This is a genomic window from Streptomyces durmitorensis, assembly GCF_023498005.1.
GTDB lineage: Bacteria > Actinomycetota > Actinomycetes > Streptomycetales > Streptomycetaceae > Streptomyces > Streptomyces durmitorensis.
This window is the reverse complement of the sequence record NZ_CP097289.1, coordinates 3,594,961-3,613,527: the sequence shown is the minus strand read 5'-3', so window position 1 is coordinate 3,613,527 and position 18,567 is coordinate 3,594,961. Positions and strand designations below refer to the sequence as shown.

The following is an 18,567-nucleotide window of genomic DNA, read 5'->3' as shown; positions in this document are numbered from 1 at the left end:
GCAGTTCCCCGCGCCCCTTCGGGGCGCCCCCACGTGCCGGTCCGCATGACATCTGTCACCCCGGACTCGGCACACACGACACTGCCGCCGTCGACCGCCCTCTGGCGACGATGGATCACATGACGACGACCGCAGCACCGCCCGTCACCGCGGTGAGCTTCGAGCAGGTGACCAAGAGCTTCGGGGACGTCCGCGCCGTGGACTCCCTCACGCTCGATCTCCACCCCGGCGAGACCGTCGCCCTCCTCGGACCGAACGGCGCGGGCAAGTCCTCCACGCTCGACCTGCTCCTCGGCCTGCGGCACGCCGACAGCGGCACCGTGCGGGTCTTCGGGACGAGCCCGCGCGAGGCGATCACCGCGGGCCGGGTCGGCGCGATGCTCCAGAGCGGCGGCCTGATGGGGGAGGTCACCGTCCGCGAGCTGGTGCGGCTCGCCTGCGATCTGCACCCCAGGCCGTACCGCGCGGACGACGTGCTGGCCGCCGCGGGCCTCACCCAGCTCGCGGGCCGCAAGGTCGACAAGCTCTCCGGCGGGCAGGAACAGCGCGTCCGATTCGCACTCGCGACCGCCGGTGCGAACGACCTGATCGTCCTGGACGAGCCGACCACCGGCATGGACGTCACCGTGCGCCAGGCCTTCTGGGCCACCATGCGCGAGCAGGCCGACCAGGGCCGCACGGTCCTGTTCGCCACGCACTACCTGGAAGAGGCCGACGCGATCGCGGACCGGGTCCTGGTCCTGCACCGCGGCCGTCTCCTCGCGGACGGCACGGCCGCCGAGATCAAGGCGAAGGCGGGGGCACGGAGGGTCGCCTTCGACCTCGCCGAGCTGGACGCCGGACTCGCCGAGCAGCTCCGCGCGCTGCCGTTCCTCACCGCCGTGGACGTGTCGGGCCACACCGTACGGCTCCAGTCGACGGACGCCGACGCCACCGTGCACGCGCTGTACGGGCTCGGTCTTTACCCCCGCAACCTCGAAGTCGCGGGCCTCGGCCTGGAGCAGGCCTTCGTGGCGATCACCGAGGCCGAGGAGGCCAAGAAGGAGGCAGGGACATGCTGATCAAGCTGGAAATCATCCGCGCCCTGCGCAACAAGAAGTTCCTGTTCTTCTCGGTGATCTATCCGTCGATGCTCTTCCTGATCATCGCGGGCGGCCAGAACAGCACGGACATGGTCGGCGACACGGGCCTCGCGCTCCCCGCCTTCTTCATGGTGTCGATGGCGTCGTTCGGCGCCCTCACCGCCGTCCTCATGGGCAACAGCGAGCGCATCGCCAAGGAGCGCGAGAGCGGCTGGGTGCGCCAGCTGCGCCTGACGAGCCTGCCGGGGCGCGGCTATGTGATCGCCAAGACGGCCAGCGCCGCCGTGGTCAGCCTGCCGTCGATCGTCGTGGTGTTCGTGGTCGCCGCGATCGTCAAGGACGTACGCCTTGAAGCCTGGCAGTGGCTGGCCCTGACCGCCGCGATCTGGGCGGGCAGCCTCTGTTTCGCCGCGCTCGGTGTGGCCATCGGCTATCTCGCGACCGGCGACGCCGTCCGCCCGATCACGATGATCGTGTACTTCGGGCTCTCCGTGCTCGGCGGCCTGTGGATGCCCACGGCCACCTTCCCGCAGTGGCTGAGCGACATCGCGGCCTGGCTGCCGACCCATGCGTACGCTGCCCTCGGACAGGCCATCGAACTGGGCGACGCCCCGCACGCGAAGGACATCGCGCTCCTCGTCGGGTACTTCGTCCTCTTCGCGGGCGGCGCGGCCTGGCTGTACCGGAAGGACACATCGAAGGCGTGAACGACACCGACTGCCCCGAGCCCGGCCACCCGCTGAAGAGCTTCGGCCGTCCGGTGGCGGACCGCCGCCAGCTGTGGACGAAGGCGCTGTGGATCGGCATCTGGCTGGTCTTCCTCGCCAGTCCGGTGGAGGACCTGGTGGGAGGCGAGCACGGCGGCACGGCCACGGTGCTGGGCAGCCTCGGTCTGACCGCCTTCGTGATCTGCTATCTGACCCTGGTCTTCCGCTACACCTCCAGGGTGTTCGAGTGGCGCGTGGTGCACGTGTCGTTCGGGGCGCTGCTCGCGCTTGCCATGATCCTTTCGTTCGCCTTCGGCACGGCCTGGCTCGGGCTCTTCGTCTACGTCGCCGTGTCCGCGGGGGCCGTGCTGCCGCTGCGGCACGCGGCGTGGGCCATCCCGGCCGTCACCGGCGTGATGATCCTGATCGGCCTGCGCACCGACAGCGTCGCGGACCTGCTCGGCAGCCTCGCCGTGCTGACCCTCCTGGTCGGCTTCGCGATGACCGGCGTGCGCGAGCTGGTCCGTACGACGATCCAGCTGCGCCAGGCACGGGCCACCGTCGCCCAACTGGCCGCCAACGAGGAGCGGCTGCGGCTCGCCCGCGACCTGCACGATCTCCTGGGCCACTCGCTCTCCCTGATCACGCTGAAGAGCGAGCTCGCAGGGCGAATGCTCCCGGCCCACCCCGACAAGGCGGCGCAGCAGGTGGCGGACATCGAGCAGGTCAGCCGCCAGGCCCTGGTGGACGTGCGCGAGGCGGTCTCCGGCTACCGCAGGCGCACCCTCGCCGGCGAGCTCGCGGGCGCCCGCACGGCGCTGACCGCCGCCGGTGTCGAGGCCGACGTACCGCTTCAGGCGCCCGCCGTGCTGCCCGCGGAGGAGGGGGAGACGGCGCTGGCCTGGGCGCTGCGCGAGGCGGTGACGAACGTCGTGCGGCACAGCGGCGCGCGCCGCTGCACGGTGGCGTTCACCTCGCGGCACACCCTCGACGGCCCGGTCGTCGAGCTGTCGGTGGAGGACGACGGCAGGGGCGGTCAGGCCGCCGCCCAGGGCAACGGCCTGACGGGCCTGACCGAGCGCGTGGAGGCGGTCGGCGGCGTCCTGGACGTGGGGCCGGGCGACCGCAGGGGCTTCAGGCTCACGGCGAGGGTGCCCCTTGACCGGGGCGAGACACCGGCGTCCGGCGACGCCGCCCTAGGATCTTCGCCATGAGTACGAACAGTGCGGGCGGCCCCGTCAGGGTGCTCCTCGCCGAGGACCAGTCGATGGTCCGTGAGGCGCTCGCGGCGCTGCTCGGCCTTGAGCCGGACATCGAGGTGGTCGCCCAGGTGGCCCGCGGCGACGAGGTCCTGGCGGCGGCGCGCGAGCACGCGGTGGACGTGGCGCTGCTCGACATCGAGATGCCGGGCAGCACGGGCATCGAGGCGGCGGCCGAACTCCACGCCGAGCTGCCGGAGTTGAAGATCGTGGTGCTCACCACCTTCGGCCGCCCCGGCTATCTGCGCAGCGCCATGGAGGCGGGCGCCGATGCCTTCCTGGTCAAGGACGCGCCCGCGGCCCAGCTCGCCGAAGCGGTCCGCAAGGTCCTCGCGGGGGAGCGGGTCATCGACCCCACGCTCGCGGCCGCGGCGCTCGCGGGCGGCGCGAACCCGCTGACCGACCGCGAGCGCGAGGTCCTGCGCGCCGCGGCCGACGGCGCCACCAACGCCGAACTGGCCACGGCCCTGCACCTCTCGGCGGGCACGGTCCGCAACTACCTCTCGACGGCGATCCAGAAGCTGGCCGTGCGCAACCGCGCCGAGGCGGTGAAGGTCGCCCGGGACAAGGGCTGGCTCTGAACTGCCCTGCCCAGGGCCTCAGTTCAGCATCGCCCGCGCCCCGTGCGCCTCCTGGCGCAGCCGCACCGCCGCCGCCTCGTCGGAGGCGGCAAGGGCGTCGGCGTACGTCTCGATCTCCAGGGCGCCGGTCAGGAAGTCGCCGCGCTGGACCAGGAGTTGGGCCCGGTCGTAGTGCAGCCGGTCGGAGTGCGCGGGCAGCAGCAGGGAGAGTTCGACGGCCCAGAGCGCGACGTCCGAGCGCTCGGGGCGCGCCGCGGCCCACGCACGGATGTTGTTGAGGACGCGCAGCACGATGTCCAGGGGCCCCGCCGGGCTCAGCATCGACGGCGCGAGCGGTGCGCCCGTGGCCCCGGCCACCATCAACTCCGCGTCCGTGCGGGACAGTACGTCGCCTCCCGCGAAGGGATTGGCGAGCACCTGATCGTCGCGGGTGCCGAAGCCGACCACGAAGTGACCGGGCAGGGCCACCCCGTGGACGGGTGCGCCCGCGCGGCGCGCCACCTCGATCCACACTACGGAGAGCAGGATGGGCAGGCCTCTGCGCCGCCGCAGGACTTCGTGCAGGAGCACCGACTGGAGGCGCTGGTAGTCGCCGGGCCTGCCCTTGAACCCATAGCGCTGGCCGAGCAGTTCGGCCAGCGCCAGAGCCCAGGACCGGGGGCCGGTGGCCTGATCGGGTAGCCGCTCGGCCAGCTGTTCGGCCAGCTGTTCGGCCAGGCGGTCGAGGATGCGCCGCGCCGCGCGCATGCCCGCTTCGTCGAGATCCGGGTCCGCCTCCGCGCCGATCAGCAGGCACAGCTGCGCGAGATCGGGCCGCGCGGACCGTGCCTGATCGGCGAAGAGACGTCGCCGCTCGGGGGATAGGGGGTGCATAGGAGCTTCGTGCCCTGCCGGGCCGATCGATAGCGCTCCGATCTCGCACCGTGCTGCACTCCGTGCTGCGTTCCGTGCTGCCGCCCCCGGCGGTCAAGGATGCATCCGGGCCCCTTTGAGGATCTTGTCGACGGCATTGCGCGGACCGTGGACGGCGATCCCCACCAGGTCGAGCTGGTCGGCCGGCACGGCCCGCACCGCCGCCCGGTTGTCCCGGTCGTTGCCGGTGGCGAACAGGTCCGACGTGAACACCGCCCGCGGCAGCGAGCGGGACAGCACGCGGCCGTGCGCGGCGGTCAGCGTCTCCTTCGACCCCTCGAAGACCAGGACGGGCTGGCGGAACATCGGCAGGTAGGGGGTGCCGTCGGCGTCCTCGTACGGCTCGCCGATCACCTCGGGAGCCGCCGTGCCGAGCCCGCTGACCAGGAACGCCGTCACGTTGAGGCGCTGCCAGGGCTCCAGGTCGTCACGGAGCAGGACGGCGATCTTCGTGTCGAAGCGGACGGGCGCCTCGCCCGTGACCCCGGCGGATTCCGTCGCGGCGATGTCTGTCTCAGCGGTGGTTCTCATGCATCGAGACTGCCGAGTGGTCCGCCGCCGCGTCTTGTACGTTTCTTGCATGGTGGCCCGGCAGGAGATCTCCGCATGGCGCCCGCCGGTCGCGGGTGTCGTGGAGGTCTTCCACGCCCACTTCACCGAGCACGCGTATCCGATGCACGTCCACGACGCGTGGACCCTGCTGATCGTGGACGACGGAGCCGTCCGGTACGACCTGGACCGCCATGAGCACGGCACCCCGGGCGACACCGTCTCGCTGCTCCCGCCGCAGGTCCCGCACAACGGCTCGCCCGCCACCCCCGACGGCTTCCGCAAGCGCGTGCTCTACCTGGACATGACGCAGCTGGACGAGAGCTTCATCGGCCCCGCGGTGGACGGCCCCGATCTGGTCGACCCCGTCCTGCGTCGGCGTGTGGGCCAGCTGCACGCGGCCCTGGCGCACCGGGGCGACGAGCTGGAGGCCGAGAGCCGCCTGGCGCTGATCGGCGAGCGGCTGCGCGGACACCTGCGCCCCAGGATCGCCACCCCCGCACCGGGCGGCCCCGGCCGGGGCGTGGCCCGCGACCTCCGCGATCTCCTCGACGAGCGGCTGCTCGACGGCGTGACGCTCGACGAGGCCGCGCGCCTGGTCCACGCCCACCCCAGCCATCTCGTACGCGCCTTCAGCGGGGCCTTCGGCATCGCGCCGCACCAGTACGTGATGTCCCGCCGCGTCGACCACGCCCGCAGGCTCCTCCTGGCGGGCCTGCGGCCGGGCGAGGTGGCGGCCGCCGCCGGTTTCTACGACCAGTCGCACCTCACCCGGCACTTCAAGCGGGTGGTGGGGATCGCTCCGGGGCGTTACGCCCGCACGGGAGCCGCTACAGGAGCCGCCAAGGGACCCGCCACGGGAGCCGCCGAGGGACCCGTCAGTTGAGCATGGCGCGCGCGGCCCGAGCCTGGTCCCGCACCCGGTCCGCCGTGGTCGGCTCCACCGTCGTCACCACGTCGGCGTAGGTCTCGAGCTCCGCCGCTCCCGCGAGGAAGTCGCCGCGCTGGACCAGGAGTTGGGCCCGTTCGTAGCGCAGGCGCGCCGGGTGCGAGGGCAGCAGCAGGGAGAGCTCGACGGCCCAGAGCGCGACGTCCGAGCGCTCGGGGCGGGCCGCCGCCCACGCGCGGATGTTGTTGAGGATCCGCAGCACGATGTTCAGCGGATCGGCGGGCGTCAGCATCGAGGGGGACACCGTGCCGCCCGAGGACCCGGCCACGAGCAGCTCCGCGTCCTCGCCCGTGAGCAGCCGCCCCCCGGCGAACGGGTCGGTCAGGACCTGCTCGTCACGGGGGCCGAACCCGACGATGAAGTGACCGGGCAGCGCGACGCCGTAGACGGGCGCGCCCGCCCGGCGTGCCACCTCGATCCACACCACCGAGAGCAGGATCGGCAGGCCCCGGCGGCGCTGGAGCACCTCGTGGAGGAGGGAGGACTCCAGACGCTGATAGTCGGCGGGCGTCCCCATGAACCCGCACCGCCCGCCCAGGAGTTCGGCGAGCGCGGCGGCCCACTCCCGCGCCCCGCCGGGGCGGTAGGGCAGCAGTCCTGCGAGCCGGTCGAGCTCGATCTGCGCGGCGTCGATGCCGTCGTCGTCGAGTTCGGGATCTGCCTCCGCGCTCACCAGGAGGCACAGCAGGGACAGGTCGGGCCGCTCGGACCTGGCCTCCTCAGCGAACCGCCGCCGGGACGCGGCGGTCCTTGACTCCTCGTGCATGCGTGCCTCGTGCCTTACTTACCGAGTCGGCCGGTAGAAGCTACCGAGCCGACGGGTATCGATAGTGGTGGTACGTGTGGTGCGCGGCGAAGCCAAGACCGCCGTACAGCTTCCGCGCACCCTCGTTGTCGTCCTCGACCTGAAGCCAGGCCGCCGAAGCGCCTTCGGAGAGCGCCTGCCGGGACAGCGCGGCCATCACCGCGGTGGCAAGTCCCTGCCTGCGGTGTGCCGGATCCACCTCGACCGCCATGAATCCCGCCCAGCGCCCGTCCACGACGCAGCGCCCGATCGCCGCGGGCCCCGCGTCGAAAGAGGCCCCGGGCACGGAAGCGAACCACACCGAGGGGCCGCCCGCCAGCACCTTGCCCACATGAGGTCCCGGCACCCCGAATCGCTTGTACCGCCGCAGCCACGCCTCGTCGAAAGAGCGTGAAAGATGCACCCTTTCCACGGTCGCCTCGGGCAGGTCGGGATCGCCGAGCGGGGCGAGAGCGCCGACGTGGAGCTCCGCGCTCACCTCGCGCTCCCAGCCCCGCTCCTCGAGCTCCGCGCAGAGCAGCTCCTGGGTGCCGTCGGCCCCGGTCGCGGTCTGTATGTAGGCGGGCAGTTCCCGCTGCTCGTACCAGTGACGTACGTACGCGAGAGCCTCGTCCAGCGGCCGTCCCGGATCGCCCACCGGCAGCACCGAGTTGGCCCGCCGGGTGAATCCGGCCGCCGCCCGCAGCTCCCATTCGCCGAGCGCCTCGCTCTCCACGGGCTGCCAGGCGCGTGCGGAGACCCGGGCCAGTTCCGGGTAGGACGCCGCGGGGCCGCGCCTGCGGGCCGGGGCGGAGGGGACGACTTTGCCCGCCACCAAGGAGCTCTCCACGATGCGGACACGCTCACCGTCGCGCCGTGTGATCAGTACCACACCGCCGTTCCACGATGTGAGAACACCCACCGTGTCAGTGAACTTACCGCCCGTCCTCGACCCATCGTTGAGGCGCCGGACCGATACCCGTTTGCCCACGTCAGCAGGGGTAATTCGGACCTCGAGCCGTCCGCCCGCAGTGAATTCCACAGCTCTGTACGCCCCTCCTGTTCGGATCATGCCCGGGAACGGAGATACTAGAGGTGGGCATCGACGACGCCGCGCTCCCGCGCGCCAGGCGAGCGGAGCCTGAAGACGGCCCGCCAACGCCCGTATCGAGGAGGAACGACAGCGTGACCTACGTCATCGCGCAGCCTTGTGTCGACGTCAAGGACAAGGCGTGCATCGAGGAGTGCCCGGTCGACTGCATTTACGAGGGCTCCCGGTCCTTGTACATCCACCCGGACGAATGCGTCGACTGTGGAGCCTGCGAACCGGTCTGCCCGGTCGAGGCGATCTTCTACGAGGACGACACTCCGGAAGAGTGGAAGGACTACTACAAGGCGAACGTCGAGTTCTTCGACGAGCTCGGATCGCCCGGTGGTGCCAGCAAGCTCGGCCTGATCGAGCGCGACCACGCCTTCATCGCCGCATTGCCGCCGCAGAACCAGTAACGGCAGCTTGAAGCGCCGCCCCGGTCCCGTACGGCTCACATCGCTGTACGGGACCGGGGCGTTTGTCCACACACGCAGTACGGGAGTCAGTTCGTGTCCGTAGTCGCAGGTCTCTCTGGCCGCCTTCCCACCTTCCCCTGGGACAAGCTCGAGCCGTACAAGGCCACGGCGGCCGCCCACCCCGGCGGCATCGTCGACCTGTCGGTGGGCACACCGGTCGACCCGGTGCCCGAGCTGATCCAGAAAGCGCTGATCGCGGCGGCGGACTCGCCGGGCTACCCGACGGTCTGGGGCACGCCCGAGCTGCGCGACGCGATCACCGGCTGGTGCGAGCGCCGCCTGGGCGCACGCGACGTCACCCACCGGAACGTCCTGCCGATCGTCGGCTCCAAGGAGCTGGTGGCCTGGCTCCCGACGCAGCTGGGCCTGGGTCCGGGCGACGTCGTCGCCTACCCGCGCCTCGCGTACCCGACGTACGAGGTGGGCGCCCGCCTGGCCCGCGCGCAGTACGTCGCGTACGACGACCCCACCGAGCTCGACCCGGCCGGACTCAAGCTGCTCTGGCTCAACTCGCCCTCGAACCCCACCGGTCGCGTCCTGTCCAAGGAAGAGCTGACCCGCACCGTCGCCTGGGCGCGCGAGCACGGGGTGCTCCTCGTCAGCGACGAGTGCTATCTGGAGCTCGGCTGGGAGGCGGAGCCGGTCTCGGTCCTGCACCCGGACGTGTGCGGCGGTTCGTACGAGGGGATCGTCGCCGTCCACTCCCTCTCCAAGCGGTCGAACCTCGCGGGCTACCGCGCGGCGTTCGTCGCCGGTGACGCGGCCGTGCTCGGCGATCTGCTCCAGATCCGCAAGCACGGCGGCATGATGACGTCCGCGCCGACGCAGGCGGCGGTCGTCGCCGCGCTCGGGGACGACCAGCACGTGCGCGAACAGCGCGAGCGGTATCTCGCCCGGCGCACCGCCCTGCGCGACGCCCTCCTCAAGCACGGCTTCCGCATCGAGCACAGCGAGGCGAGCCTCTACCTCTGGGCGACCCGGGACGAGTCCTGCTGGGACACGGTCGGGCACCTCGCGGGGCTCGGCATCCTCGTGGCGCCCGGCGACTTCTACGGCCCGGCGGGCGACCGCTTCGTGCGCGTGGCGCTGACCGCGACGGACGAGCGCGTGGCCGCGGCGGTCGAGCGGCTCGCCTGAGCCACTGAAGCCACTGAAGCCGCTGAAGCCGCGGACCGCAGCCCCGGGGCGAGCGCGAGCGTGACGGCGACGGACGCCATGGCGAGCACGGCCATGGCGGCCGGCGCCGACGTCAGCTGGGCCACGCCGCCCGCGAGCGCGGCGCCCACGCCCTGCATCGTGAGCATCCCGGACGCGTGCAGGCCGAGCGCGTGCCCGCTCGACGCGTCCGGCGTCAGGGCCATCAGCTGCTCCTGAAGCAGCAGGCTCGCCGAGAACCCGACCGAGGCGAGCGCGACCGCCGTCAGCGCGAAGGGCAGGCCGGGCCGCACCGCGAGGACCAGATACGGCACGGCGAGCAGCAGCCGCAGCGGCGCCCCCAGCCGCTCCCGCCACCGGCGCGGCAGGAGCCGCCCGGTCAGCACGTCCCCGACGAGCATCCCGAACGCGGCGAAGGCGAAGAGCAGCCCCGCGTGCCCGGGGGCGTACGGGACGAAGAGGGACTCGCAGCCCACGATCAGCCCGTTGGGCACCCAGAGCGCCAGATACACCGTGCGGCGGTGTCCGCACGACCACAGCGACGCGTTCGTGCGCCAGGTCTCGGCGACCGCAGGGCGCCCCGTGGCGCGCGGCGCCCTGCGGCCGAGTCCGCAGCGCGCGACGACCGCCGCCGCGAGGTAGAGGCAGGCGCCCGCGAGCAGCGTGCCGCGCGGCGAGAGCGTGGCGACCAGGACGCCGCCGAGCCCGAAGCCGCAGATCTGCATCGTGCCGCCGGACATGTTGAGCACGGAGCGGCCGAGCAGATAGCCCTCCCTGGAGAGGATCTCGTCGAGCAGTCCGTAGCGCACACCGCCGCCGAGCGCGGCCAGGGTCCCGAGGCCGAGGAGCAGCGCGAAGGCGGCCCACAGCGGCAGCCCCGGCAGGGCCTGAGCGGCGGTGGCGACGCCGAAGACCAGCGCGAGGCCCGCCGTCGCGGCGCGCGGCGGCAGCCGGTCCGCCGCCGACAACAGGGCAGCGGCGCCCACGACTTGGGCCAGCGAGGGGCCGAACATGCCGAGGGCGGAGAGCAGCGGCGAGCCGGTCCGGTCGTAGATCAGCGTGCCGAGGGCAAGGCCGCTCACCGTCTGGGCCGCCACCTGGAAGGAGGAGGTCAGGAAGAACGGCGTGAACTCCGGGGTGCGGAAGAGCTCGCGGTAGGTGCGCATGCCGGGGAGTCTTCGGGGGCCGGGGCCGCGGGCGTTAATGTTTCGCGCGTCGGCGAAAGGTGCGCGGGGAGCGGGGAGCGGGGTGGCGGTGTGGGCTGGTGGCAGGTCAACGCGGACACCCTGGCCGGCAGCCGCTTCGTCGTCTCGCCGCTGGCGGAGGCGACCGCGAGCCTCTTCTCGCTGGAGCGGCGGACGGCGACGCATCCGGGGGAGCGGGCCTGGCTGGAGGCCCATCTGCCCGCCTACCGCGAGCGGCTGGCCGCCGATCCCGGCCTCGGGGAGCTGGTGCGGGCCGCGCTCGGCGACCGGACCCGCTGGATCGCGGACTTCCTGACGCCGACGCCCACGGGTGAGGGCGACTCGTCCTCGGGCGACTTCGCCGAGGAGCTGGCGCGCATCCGCGAGATCCCTGACGCGACCGCCCGCGCACATCTGACGGTGTCCTTCGGCGGCCCGCTCCCGGCACGGCTGCTGCGCCCCGGCCGCTTCCCCGACCGGATGGCCGATCTCCTGGAGTGGGTGTGGACGCGGGCGGTGCTGCCGCGCTGGCCCCGCATCCGGACGGTCATCGAGGCCGATGTCGTCGCGCGCACCGCCCAGTTGAGCCAGGGCGGCTGGGCCGAGGCGCTCAACGGCATGCGGCCGGGGATGCGCTGGCTGGGGGAGAGCAGGCTCCAGGTCAACATCCACGACTACCCGCCGCGCGAGATCTCCGGGGCGCGCCTCCTCTTCGTGCCGGTGACACCGCGCCAGGGCTGGGTCTCCTGGGACGCGGCGGACCGGTACGCCGTGGTGTACCCGTGCTCGGGGGTGCTCGCGGAGGCGGACCGGGCGGCGGCGGTGCCGGAGCCGCTGGGCAGGCTCCTGGGGCCGGGGCGGGCGGCGGTCCTGATGCTGCTCGCGGCGCCGAAGAGCACCTCGCAGCTGGTGACGCTGACGGGGCAGGGGCTCGGCTCGGTGGGCCGGCACCTGCGGGTGCTGCTCGACGCGGGGCTTGTGCGCAGGCGGCGTACGGGGCGGTCGGTGCTGTATTTCCGTACGGCGGCGGGGGAGGTCCTCGTCGAGGCGCGGAGGGACGGGTGAGGCCTGCGGCGGCCGCACGCGACGAGGGCCCGGAGCCAGTGGCTCCGGGCCCTCGTCCCAGGTGCGCGACGGTCAGCCGAGCGGGCTCTTGACCGGCAGCTGGTCGGTGGGCAGTCCGCCCTTGGTGACCGCGTCGGTGGGCAGCCCGCCCTTGGCGACCGCGTCGGTCGGCAGGCCGTCCTTGGTGGCCGTGCCCGCGGCGTCGCCGACCACGTCACCGGCGTTGCCCGCGAGGTCGCCCGCGGCCTTCTGCGCCACGGGGGTGGTGGTCTTGGCGCCCGAGCCGACGACCTTGCCCGCGGTCGGGACGCCCTTCTTCACGGCCTTGCTGCCGGTCTCACCCGCGAGACCGGTGGCGTTCTGAGCGGCGCCGTCGACGGTGTTGCCCAGACCGGCACCGTCCAGGGCGGTCACACCGCCGAGGTCGGGGGTGGCGGGGAGCTCGGCGGCGTTTGCGGAGCCGGCCGCACCGACCACGGGAGCCGCCCCCGCTGCGATGAGCAGCGCGGCGCGGGCGATCCGGCGGGTCAGGGGGAGGGACATGATGCTCCTTCAGACGGGAGAGAACGTTGGGGTGTCCGGCCGGATGGGGTCCGGCGCTTGGACGCAGTGACTACCGCTCGAAGCCCTCGAAGGTTGCGGTGGGCCAACGTAAAGAGTTGGCAATGCATCGCATAATCGGCTGTGGATAAAAACGGGCAAAGGGATCGGTTCGTACGGGCCCGCTGAATCGTCAATGCCCAGTGTTCACAAGGGGTTTGGCGTGTGCGGGGGTGAGTGCGCGAAAGTCTGGGCGGCACGTCGCCCGTGAGTGATCAATGTGGCCCGATCGGGTGACGCGCCGTACTACTGCCCCATGACAATGAGGACCGAGGTCGCGCCGGATCCGGTGCCGGAGTCCTGCCCGTCTGTGCTTGTCGCGCCCGTCTTGCCCGGCTTGCGCCATTCGTTCGCGGAATCCGTGGCGCTCCACTCCCGGCCGCCGTACGTGACGCGCTCGATGCCGAGCGTGGACGCCTGGGCCACCGCCCAGTGCGCGAGCTCCCAGCCCCGCTGCTCGGCGCCGCCCTCGGCGCCTCCCGTGGTGGCGCCCACCGGCACGGTGACCGAGCCGCCGCGGGCGCTCTCCGGTGCCACGTCGCGGCCGAAGTCCCGGACCAGGGCGGCCCGCACCTTCGCCGGGTCACCCGGCTCACCGTCCGTGCGGCCCTCGCAGGTGAGGGTGGCGGGGGCGCGGCCGGTCAGCGCGGCGGCGAGCAGCGCGGCGTCCGGCTCGTGCTTCGCGTACGCCTGGGGATAGCCGCTGCGCTGCACGCGCTGCGCGGCGACGGTCAGGGGGAGCCGTGAATAGCCCGGGACGTCGTTCAGATGGGCGTAGAAACGCGCCGCCGAGTACGCCGGGTCCATGATCTGTTTCTCGTTGCCCCAGCCCTGTGAGGGCCGCTGCTGGAAGAGGCCGAGCGAGTCGCGGTCGCCATGGCTGATGTTGCGCAGACCCGACTCCTGCAGGGCCGTGGCCAGGGCGATCGTGATCGCGCGCTCCGGCATGCCGCGGGAGGTGCCCACGGCGGCGACCGTCGCCGCGTTCTCGGCCTGCTCGGCGCCGAATTCGTACGACGCCCCGTCGCCGTTGCCCGAGACGACCCGGCAGCGTGGGTCGGCCTTGCCCCCGAAGACGTACTGCACGACCACATAGCCCACGAGGGCAAGGAGGACCGCGACGGCGGCCCCGATACGGAGGAGGCGGCCGCGCCGGACGAGGGTGGGGGGCTCAGGCACGCGACCAAGGTACTGGAGGCCACTGACAGGGCGGCCCGCCGAGGGGCGTTAGGGTCGAAGTCATGGCCCAGACCTCACACGACACGTCGCTCGACCTCACGCTCGACGCTGCCGCGCTCACCGCCCAGCTGGTCGATTTCCCGTCGCCGAGCGGCGAGGAGAAAGCACTCGCGGACGCCATCGAGACGGCCCTGCGCCGCCTGCCGCACCTCACGGTGGACCGGCACGGCAACAACGTGGTCGCGCGCACGAACCTGGGCCGGGCCGAGCGCGTGATCCTCGCCGGGCACATCGACACGGTCCCGATCGCGGACAACGTCCCCTCCCGCCTCGACGAGGACGGCGTCCTGTGGGGCTGCGGCACCTGCGACATGAAGTCCGGCGTCGCGATCCAGCTGCGCATCGCGCAGACCGTGACCGAGCCGAACCGCGACCTCACCTTCGTCTTCTACGACAACGAAGAGGTCGCCGCCCACCTGAACGGCCTGGGCCATGTCGCCGAGGCCCACCCCGACTGGCTCGCGGGAGACTTCGCGATCCTCCTGGAGCCGACGGACAACCAGGTCGAGGGCGGCTGCCAGGGCACGCTGCGGGTCCACCTGAAGACAAAGGGCACGCGCGCGCACTCCGCGCGCGCGTGGATGGGCTCGAACGCCATCCACAAGGCCGCCCCGATCCTGGCGAAGCTCGCCGCGTACGAGCCGCGCACGCCGGTCGTCGACGGCCTTCAGTTCCACGAGGGCCTCAACGCCGTGCGCGTCGAGGGCGGCGTCGCCACGAACGTCATCCCCGACGAGTGCACCGTCGTCGTCAACTTCCGCTACGCCCCGGACCGCTCCGAGGACGAGGCGCTCGCCTTCGTGCGCGACTACTTCGCCGACTGCGAGATCGACGAGTTCATCGTCGACGACCACACGGGCGGTGCGCGCCCCGGCCTGAACCATCCGGCCGCCGCGGCCTTCATGGCGGCGGTCGGCGGCGAGGCGAAGCCGAAGTTCGGCTGGACCGACGTGGCCCGCTTCAGCGCGCTCGGCGTGCCCGCCGTGAACTACAGCCCCGGCGACCCGCTGCTCGCCCACAAGATCGACGAGCGCGTGAAGGTGTCGCTGATCCCGGAGGCCGAGAAGCGGCTGAGCGACTGGCTGACATCCTGAGTTCCCGTAAGGATGCCTCGTCCGTAACGCCCGTAGACCTACGCTGAAGTGGCACGTCGAGCAAGACCGTCAGCGGAAGGGGACGTTCATGGGTAGTCCAGAAGGACAGGGCCCGCCGGAGGAGCAGCACTTGGGGCCTGTGGTGCGGCGGCGTGAGCAGATCACCCCCGGCACCACCGACCAGCGGCTCCTCGACACCGACGCCGAGGGCGAGTCGGAGTGGGTGCACACCGACCCCTGGCGGGTCATGCGCATCCAGTCGGAGTTCGTGGAAGGCTTCGGCGCGCTCGCGGAACTCCCCAGCGCGATCAGCGTCTTCGGATCGGCCCGCACGCCGGTCGGCTCGCCCGAGTACGAAGCGGGCATCCGCATCGGCAAGGCGCTGGTCGACGCGGGCTTCGCCGTGATCACCGGGGGCGGCCCCGGCGCCATGGAGGCGGCCAACAAGGGAGCGCGCGAGGCCAAGGGCGTCTCCGTCGGCCTCGGCATCGAGCTGCCCTTCGAGCAGGGCCTCAACGAACACGTCGATATCGGCGTGAACTTTCGCTACTTTTTTGTGCGAAAGACAATGTTTGTGAAGTATGCCCAAGGCTTCGTGGTCCTGCCCGGCGGCCTCGGCACCCTGGACGAGCTCTTCGAGGCCCTGACCCTCGTCCAGACCCGCAAGGTGACCCGCTTCCCGATCGTCCTCTTCGGCTCGGAGTACTGGGGCGGCCTCGTCGACTGGCTGCGTGACACGGTGGTGGCAGGTGGCAAGGCGTCGGAGCACGACCTGCACCTCTTCCACATCACGGACGACGTGGACGAGGCGGTCACGCTGGTGACCAAGGAAGTCGGCCGCTAGGCCCTGGCCGGGCGGGCGGGGCGAGCTACTTCGGACGGATCTTCCCCGCCCGCCCACCTGATCACCCCGCGGCTCGTCCCCTGTTCAGCCTGCCGGGCGTTCGAGGTCGGGCTCCTTACGCCAGCCCCCGCCGAGCCACGGCCGGATCCCGGTGCCCTGCGATGGTCGCGACCATGTCGAGCACCTGCCGCGTCTCCGCGACCTCGTGCACCCGGTACACCTGCGCCCCCAGCCACGCCGACACCGCGGTGGTGGCGAGGGTCCCCACCACGCGCTCCTTGACGGGCTTGTCGAGCGTCTCCCCGACGAAGTCCTTGTTGGACAGGGACACCAGGACGGGCCACCCGGTCTCCACCATCTCCCCGAGCCGCCGCGTCGCCTCCAGGGAATGCCGCGTGTTCTTCCCGAAGTCGTGCCCGGGATCGATCATCACGGACTCACGCGGCACCCCGAGCGCGACCGCGCGCTCGGCGAGGCCGAGCGTGACCGAGAGGATGTCGGCCATGACGTCCTCGTACGTCACCCGATGGGGGCGGGTACGCGGCTCGGCGCCACCCGCGTGCGTGCACACCAGGCCCACGCCATGGCGCGCTGCCACCTCCGCGAGCCGGGGATCGACCCCGCCCCACGCGTCGTTCAGGAGGTCGGCTCCCGCCTCGCAGACGGCGTCGCCGACGTCGTGCCGCCATGTGTCGACGCTGATGACGACATCGGGGAAACGCTTGCGCACCTCGGCGACGAAGCCGACCGTCCGCCGCGCCTCCTCGTCCGCGGTGACTTCCTCACCGGGACCGGCCTTGACCCCGCCGATGTCGATGATGGCGGCGCCCTCCGACACCGCCTGCTCCACGCGGGCGAGCGCGGGTTCGTCGCGGAATGTGGCGCCCTGGTCGTAGAAGGAGTCAGGGGTCCGGTTCACGATCGCCATGATCACCGGCTCGTGCGCGTCGAATTCACGCCTGCCAAGCCTGAGCATCCCCTGTGAACCTCCTTCGTCGGTGCCGTGGTCCGGCCGCCTGCGACCTTAACTGTCACAGGCGCATGGCACGATCAGACCCTGACAGTTTGAGCACGGCAGTCGAGCGTGGGGGCCTGAAGAGATGGTCTTGTTCTTGTTCCTGGTCATCGCCCTCGTCGTGGTGGTCGGCGCGGTGACGCTGGCCGTCGTGGGCGGCGGGGAGCGGGCCGCCCTGCCCGACGTGGCGGCCGAGCGGTTCACCGACCCGCTGCCCCCCGACCGCGCCCTGCGCCGCGCGGACGTGGAGGCGCTGCGCTTCCCGCTGACCCTGCGGGGCTATCGCATGGCGGACGTGGACGACGCCCTCGGCCGCCTCGCCGCCGAACTGGCCGAGCGCGACGCCCACATCGCGGAGCTGGAGGCGGCGCTCGCCGGCGCCCAGGCCACCGCGGTCGGCGGCCCCGGCCTCCTCAAGAAGCACGCCCCGGCGACGATGACCCAGGACCAGGACGCTCCGAAGGACGCGGCCGAAGAGGAGAACGGCCGGTGAGCGGCGACGCGGTGGCGGGCCCGGACGGCAGACTGCGCTGCCCCTGGGGCCTCTCGACCGAGGACTACGTGACGTACCACGACGAGGAGTGGGGCCGCCCGGTCCACGGGGACGACGCGCTGTACGAAAGGCTCTGCCTGGAAGCCTTCCAGTCGGGCCTCTCCTGGATCACGATCCTGCGCCGCCGCGAGGGCTTCCGCGCCGCCTTCGCCGGTTTCCGGATCGACGAGGTCGCGCGGTTCACCGACGCCGACCGGGAGCGGCTGCTCGCCGACCCCGGCATCATCCGCAACCGCGCCAAGGTCGACGCGACCCTCGCCAACGCGCGCGTGCTCGCCGAATGGGCCGACGGCGATCTCGACGAGCTCATCTGGTCGCACGCGCCGGACCCCGCATCGCGCAAGGCCCCGAGCGTGCTGGCCGACGTACCGGCGATCACGCCCGAGTCCACGGCCCTGTCCAAGGACCTGAAGAAGCGCGGCATCCGATTCGTCGGCCCCACCACGGCGTACGCCCTGATGCAGGCCTGCGGCCTGGTCAACGACCACCTGGAGGACTGCGTGATCCGCGGCTCCGGGGGCCCGGGTGCGGCGGCCTAACGGCCGAGGTACTTGGGCTTCGCCTTGTCCAGGAACGCCTGGACGGCGATCGCGTGGTCCTCGGACGCGCCCGCCTTCGCCTGGAGTTCGTCCTCCTTCTCCAGGGACTCCTCCAGGGTGTGGCCCGCCGCGTAGGCCAGGGACTCCTTGAGGGCCCCGTAGGCGAGGGTCGGGCCCTCGGCCAGGGTGCGGGCCACCTTCAGGGCCTCGGCGGCCAACTCGGCCTCGGGTACGACCTTGTTGGCGATGCCCAGGTCGTACGCCTCCTGGGCGTCGATGTTGCGCGGGAACAGCAGCAGATCGGCGGCGCGGCCGGGCCCGATCACGCGCTGAAGCGTCCAGGAGACGCCCGAGTCTGCGGTCAGCGCGACCCCGGCGAAGGACGTGTTGAAACGCGCGGTGTCCGCGACGATCCGGTAGTCCGCGGCGAGCGCGAAGCCGAGTCCCGCACCGGCCGCGACGCCGTTGACGCCCGCGACGACCGGCTTGGCCATCCCGGTCAGCGCGCGCAGGACGGGGTTGTAGTGCTCCCGCACCGTGCTCATCGTCTGTCCGGTGCCCGCCGCGCGGTCCGCCATGAGTGAACCCACGTGTTCCTTCAGGTCCTGCCCCACACAGAAGGCGCGCCCGGTCGCGGTGAGCAGCACGGCGCGGACCGCGGGGTCCGACTCGGCCGACCGCACCGCCTCCCGCAGAGCGACCTTGGCCTCGATGTTCATCGCGTTCATCGCCTCGGGGCGGTTGAGCGTGATGGTCGCGAGCCCGTCGCTCACCTCGTAGAGCACGGTGTCGGCCATGGTGAATCCCCTCCAGTGGTCCTGCGCCGGTCATCTTTGTCCGAGCCCAGCATGACGGAGATCATCCGGCACCGACATGAGGGGAGATATGTG

Annotated in this window: 21 protein-coding genes; 12 read left to right on the top strand and 9 right to left on the bottom strand. The window is 72.1% G+C overall.

Annotated elements, in window-relative coordinates; all coding sequences use genetic code 11:
• The first annotated feature begins 119 nt into the window (after positions 1-119).
• The 4 genes from M4V62_RS16035 to M4V62_RS16020 are packed head-to-tail and all read left to right on the top strand — an operon-like array spanning position 120 to position 3,629.
• Positions 120-1,061 (top strand): ABC transporter ATP-binding protein, encoded by a 942-nt coding sequence (locus M4V62_RS16035; protein ID WP_249587943.1) that lies wholly within the window; start codon positions 120-122, stop codon positions 1,059-1,061.
• Entirely contained in the window at positions 1,055-1,789 is a 735-nt protein-coding gene (locus tag M4V62_RS16030) for an ABC transporter permease (RefSeq protein WP_249587942.1), read from the top strand. Before M4V62_RS16035 ends, M4V62_RS16030 begins: the two co-directional genes overlap by 7 nt.
• A complete protein-coding gene (locus M4V62_RS16025) occupies positions 1,786-3,003 on the top strand; it encodes a sensor histidine kinase (RefSeq protein ID WP_425575237.1) in 1,218 nt (405 codons plus the stop codon). The genes M4V62_RS16030 and M4V62_RS16025 overlap by 4 nt, the downstream gene beginning before the upstream one ends.
• Positions 3,000-3,629 carry a response regulator transcription factor gene (locus M4V62_RS16020; protein ID WP_249587941.1) on the top strand — a complete coding sequence of 210 codons (630 nt, stop codon included), beginning with the start codon at positions 3,000-3,002 and terminating at the stop codon, positions 3,627-3,629. The genes M4V62_RS16025 and M4V62_RS16020 overlap by 4 nt, the downstream gene beginning before the upstream one ends.
• 18 nt (positions 3,630-3,647) lie before the next feature.
• Here the strand turns inward: M4V62_RS16020 and M4V62_RS16015 are convergent, their stop codons facing one another.
• Together M4V62_RS16015 and M4V62_RS16010 are read right to left on the bottom strand one after the other, a co-directional pair.
• Positions 3,648-4,502 carry a transglutaminase family protein gene (locus tag M4V62_RS16015; protein WP_249587940.1) on the bottom strand — a complete coding sequence of 285 codons (855 nt, stop codon included), beginning with the start codon at positions 4,500-4,502 and terminating at the stop codon, positions 3,648-3,650.
• 93 nt (positions 4,503-4,595) lie between these two features.
• The gene (locus M4V62_RS16010) at positions 4,596-5,072 is read right to left on the bottom strand and encodes a DUF2000 domain-containing protein (RefSeq protein WP_249587939.1); all 477 of its coding nucleotides are present in this window, start codon (positions 5,070-5,072) and stop codon (positions 4,596-4,598) included.
• A 49-nt stretch (positions 5,073-5,121) separates the two neighbouring features.
• On the opposite strand from M4V62_RS16010, the gene M4V62_RS16005 reads away from it, so the two are divergent.
• Positions 5,122-5,976, top strand: a complete 855-nt coding sequence (locus M4V62_RS16005) for a helix-turn-helix transcriptional regulator (RefSeq protein ID WP_249587938.1) — start codon at positions 5,122-5,124, stop codon at positions 5,974-5,976.
• On the opposite strand, the gene M4V62_RS16000 is transcribed toward M4V62_RS16005, so the two are convergent.
• On the bottom strand, positions 5,969-6,805 hold the full coding sequence (locus tag M4V62_RS16000) for a SirB1 family protein (protein ID WP_249587937.1): 837 nt from the start codon (positions 6,803-6,805) through the stop codon (positions 5,969-5,971). The genes M4V62_RS16005 and M4V62_RS16000 overlap by 8 nt on opposite strands.
• 40 nt (positions 6,806-6,845) lie before the next feature.
• Positions 6,846-7,865, bottom strand: a complete 1,020-nt coding sequence (locus M4V62_RS15995) for a GNAT family N-acetyltransferase (protein WP_249587936.1) — start codon at positions 7,863-7,865, stop codon at positions 6,846-6,848.
• 143 nt (positions 7,866-8,008) lie between these two features.
• On the opposite strand from M4V62_RS15995, the gene fdxA reads away from it, so the two are divergent.
• Together fdxA and M4V62_RS15985 are read left to right on the top strand one after the other, a co-directional pair.
• The gene (fdxA, locus tag M4V62_RS15990; RefSeq protein WP_030573070.1) at positions 8,009-8,329 is read left to right on the top strand and encodes a ferredoxin; all 321 of its coding nucleotides are present in this window, start codon (positions 8,009-8,011) and stop codon (positions 8,327-8,329) included.
• Positions 8,330-8,422: 93 nt separating this feature from the next.
• Positions 8,423-9,526 (top strand): bifunctional succinyldiaminopimelate transaminase/glutamate-prephenate aminotransferase, encoded by a 1,104-nt coding sequence (locus M4V62_RS15985; protein WP_249587935.1) that lies wholly within the window; start codon positions 8,423-8,425, stop codon positions 9,524-9,526.
• On the opposite strand, the gene M4V62_RS15980 is transcribed toward M4V62_RS15985, so the two are convergent.
• Positions 9,439-10,710, bottom strand: coding sequence for an MFS transporter (locus M4V62_RS15980; protein WP_249587934.1), 1,272 nt, complete (start codon positions 10,708-10,710; stop codon positions 9,439-9,441). The two genes, M4V62_RS15985 and M4V62_RS15980, sit on opposite strands and share 88 nt — an antisense overlap.
• A 90-nt stretch (positions 10,711-10,800) precedes the next feature.
• Between M4V62_RS15980 and M4V62_RS15975 the strand changes: the two genes are divergently transcribed.
• Positions 10,801-11,793, top strand: coding sequence for an ArsR/SmtB family transcription factor (locus M4V62_RS15975; protein ID WP_249587933.1), 993 nt, complete (start codon positions 10,801-10,803; stop codon positions 11,791-11,793).
• A gap of 72 nt (positions 11,794-11,865) precedes the next feature.
• Here the strand turns inward: M4V62_RS15975 and M4V62_RS15970 are convergent, their stop codons facing one another.
• Positions 11,866-12,336 carry an ATP-binding protein gene (locus M4V62_RS15970; protein WP_249587932.1) on the bottom strand — a complete coding sequence of 157 codons (471 nt, stop codon included), beginning with the start codon at positions 12,334-12,336 and terminating at the stop codon, positions 11,866-11,868.
• A 303-nt stretch (positions 12,337-12,639) separates the two neighbouring features.
• Complete coding sequence (locus tag M4V62_RS15965; RefSeq protein WP_249587931.1) at positions 12,640-13,572, bottom strand: VldE C-terminal domain-containing protein; 933 nt, start codon at positions 13,570-13,572, stop codon at positions 12,640-12,642.
• Positions 13,573-13,634: 62 nt separating this feature from the next.
• Here M4V62_RS15965 and dapE point away from each other — a divergent pair, with 62 nt between their 5' ends.
• Positions 13,635-14,726, top strand: coding sequence for a succinyl-diaminopimelate desuccinylase (dapE, locus tag M4V62_RS15960; protein WP_249587930.1), 1,092 nt, complete (start codon positions 13,635-13,637; stop codon positions 14,724-14,726).
• Positions 14,727-14,814: 88 nt separating this feature from the next.
• Positions 14,815-15,570: an LOG family protein gene (locus M4V62_RS15955; protein WP_249587929.1), complete on the top strand. Its 756-nt coding sequence runs from the start codon at positions 14,815-14,817 to the stop codon at positions 15,568-15,570.
• A 115-nt stretch (positions 15,571-15,685) separates the two neighbouring features.
• Here M4V62_RS15955 and folP read toward each other — a convergent pair whose 3' ends face one another.
• Entirely contained in the window at positions 15,686-16,546 is an 861-nt protein-coding gene (folP, locus tag M4V62_RS15950) for a dihydropteroate synthase (protein WP_249587928.1), read from the bottom strand.
• A 124-nt stretch (positions 16,547-16,670) separates the two neighbouring features.
• Here folP and M4V62_RS15945 point away from each other — a divergent pair, with 124 nt between their 5' ends.
• Together M4V62_RS15945 and M4V62_RS15940 are read left to right on the top strand one after the other, a co-directional pair.
• Complete coding sequence (locus M4V62_RS15945; protein ID WP_249587927.1) at positions 16,671-17,078, top strand: DivIVA domain-containing protein; 408 nt, start codon at positions 16,671-16,673, stop codon at positions 17,076-17,078.
• On the top strand, positions 17,075-17,677 hold the full coding sequence (locus tag M4V62_RS15940; protein WP_283779085.1) for a DNA-3-methyladenine glycosylase I: 603 nt from the start codon (positions 17,075-17,077) through the stop codon (positions 17,675-17,677). Before M4V62_RS15945 ends, M4V62_RS15940 begins: the two co-directional genes overlap by 4 nt.
• Here the strand turns inward: M4V62_RS15940 and chcB are convergent.
• A complete protein-coding gene (gene chcB, locus M4V62_RS15935) occupies positions 17,674-18,474 on the bottom strand; it encodes a 2-cyclohexenylcarbonyl CoA isomerase (RefSeq protein ID WP_249587926.1) in 801 nt (266 codons plus the stop codon). The two genes, M4V62_RS15940 and chcB, sit on opposite strands and share 4 nt — an antisense overlap.
• Positions 18,475-18,567: the final 93 nt, after the last annotated feature.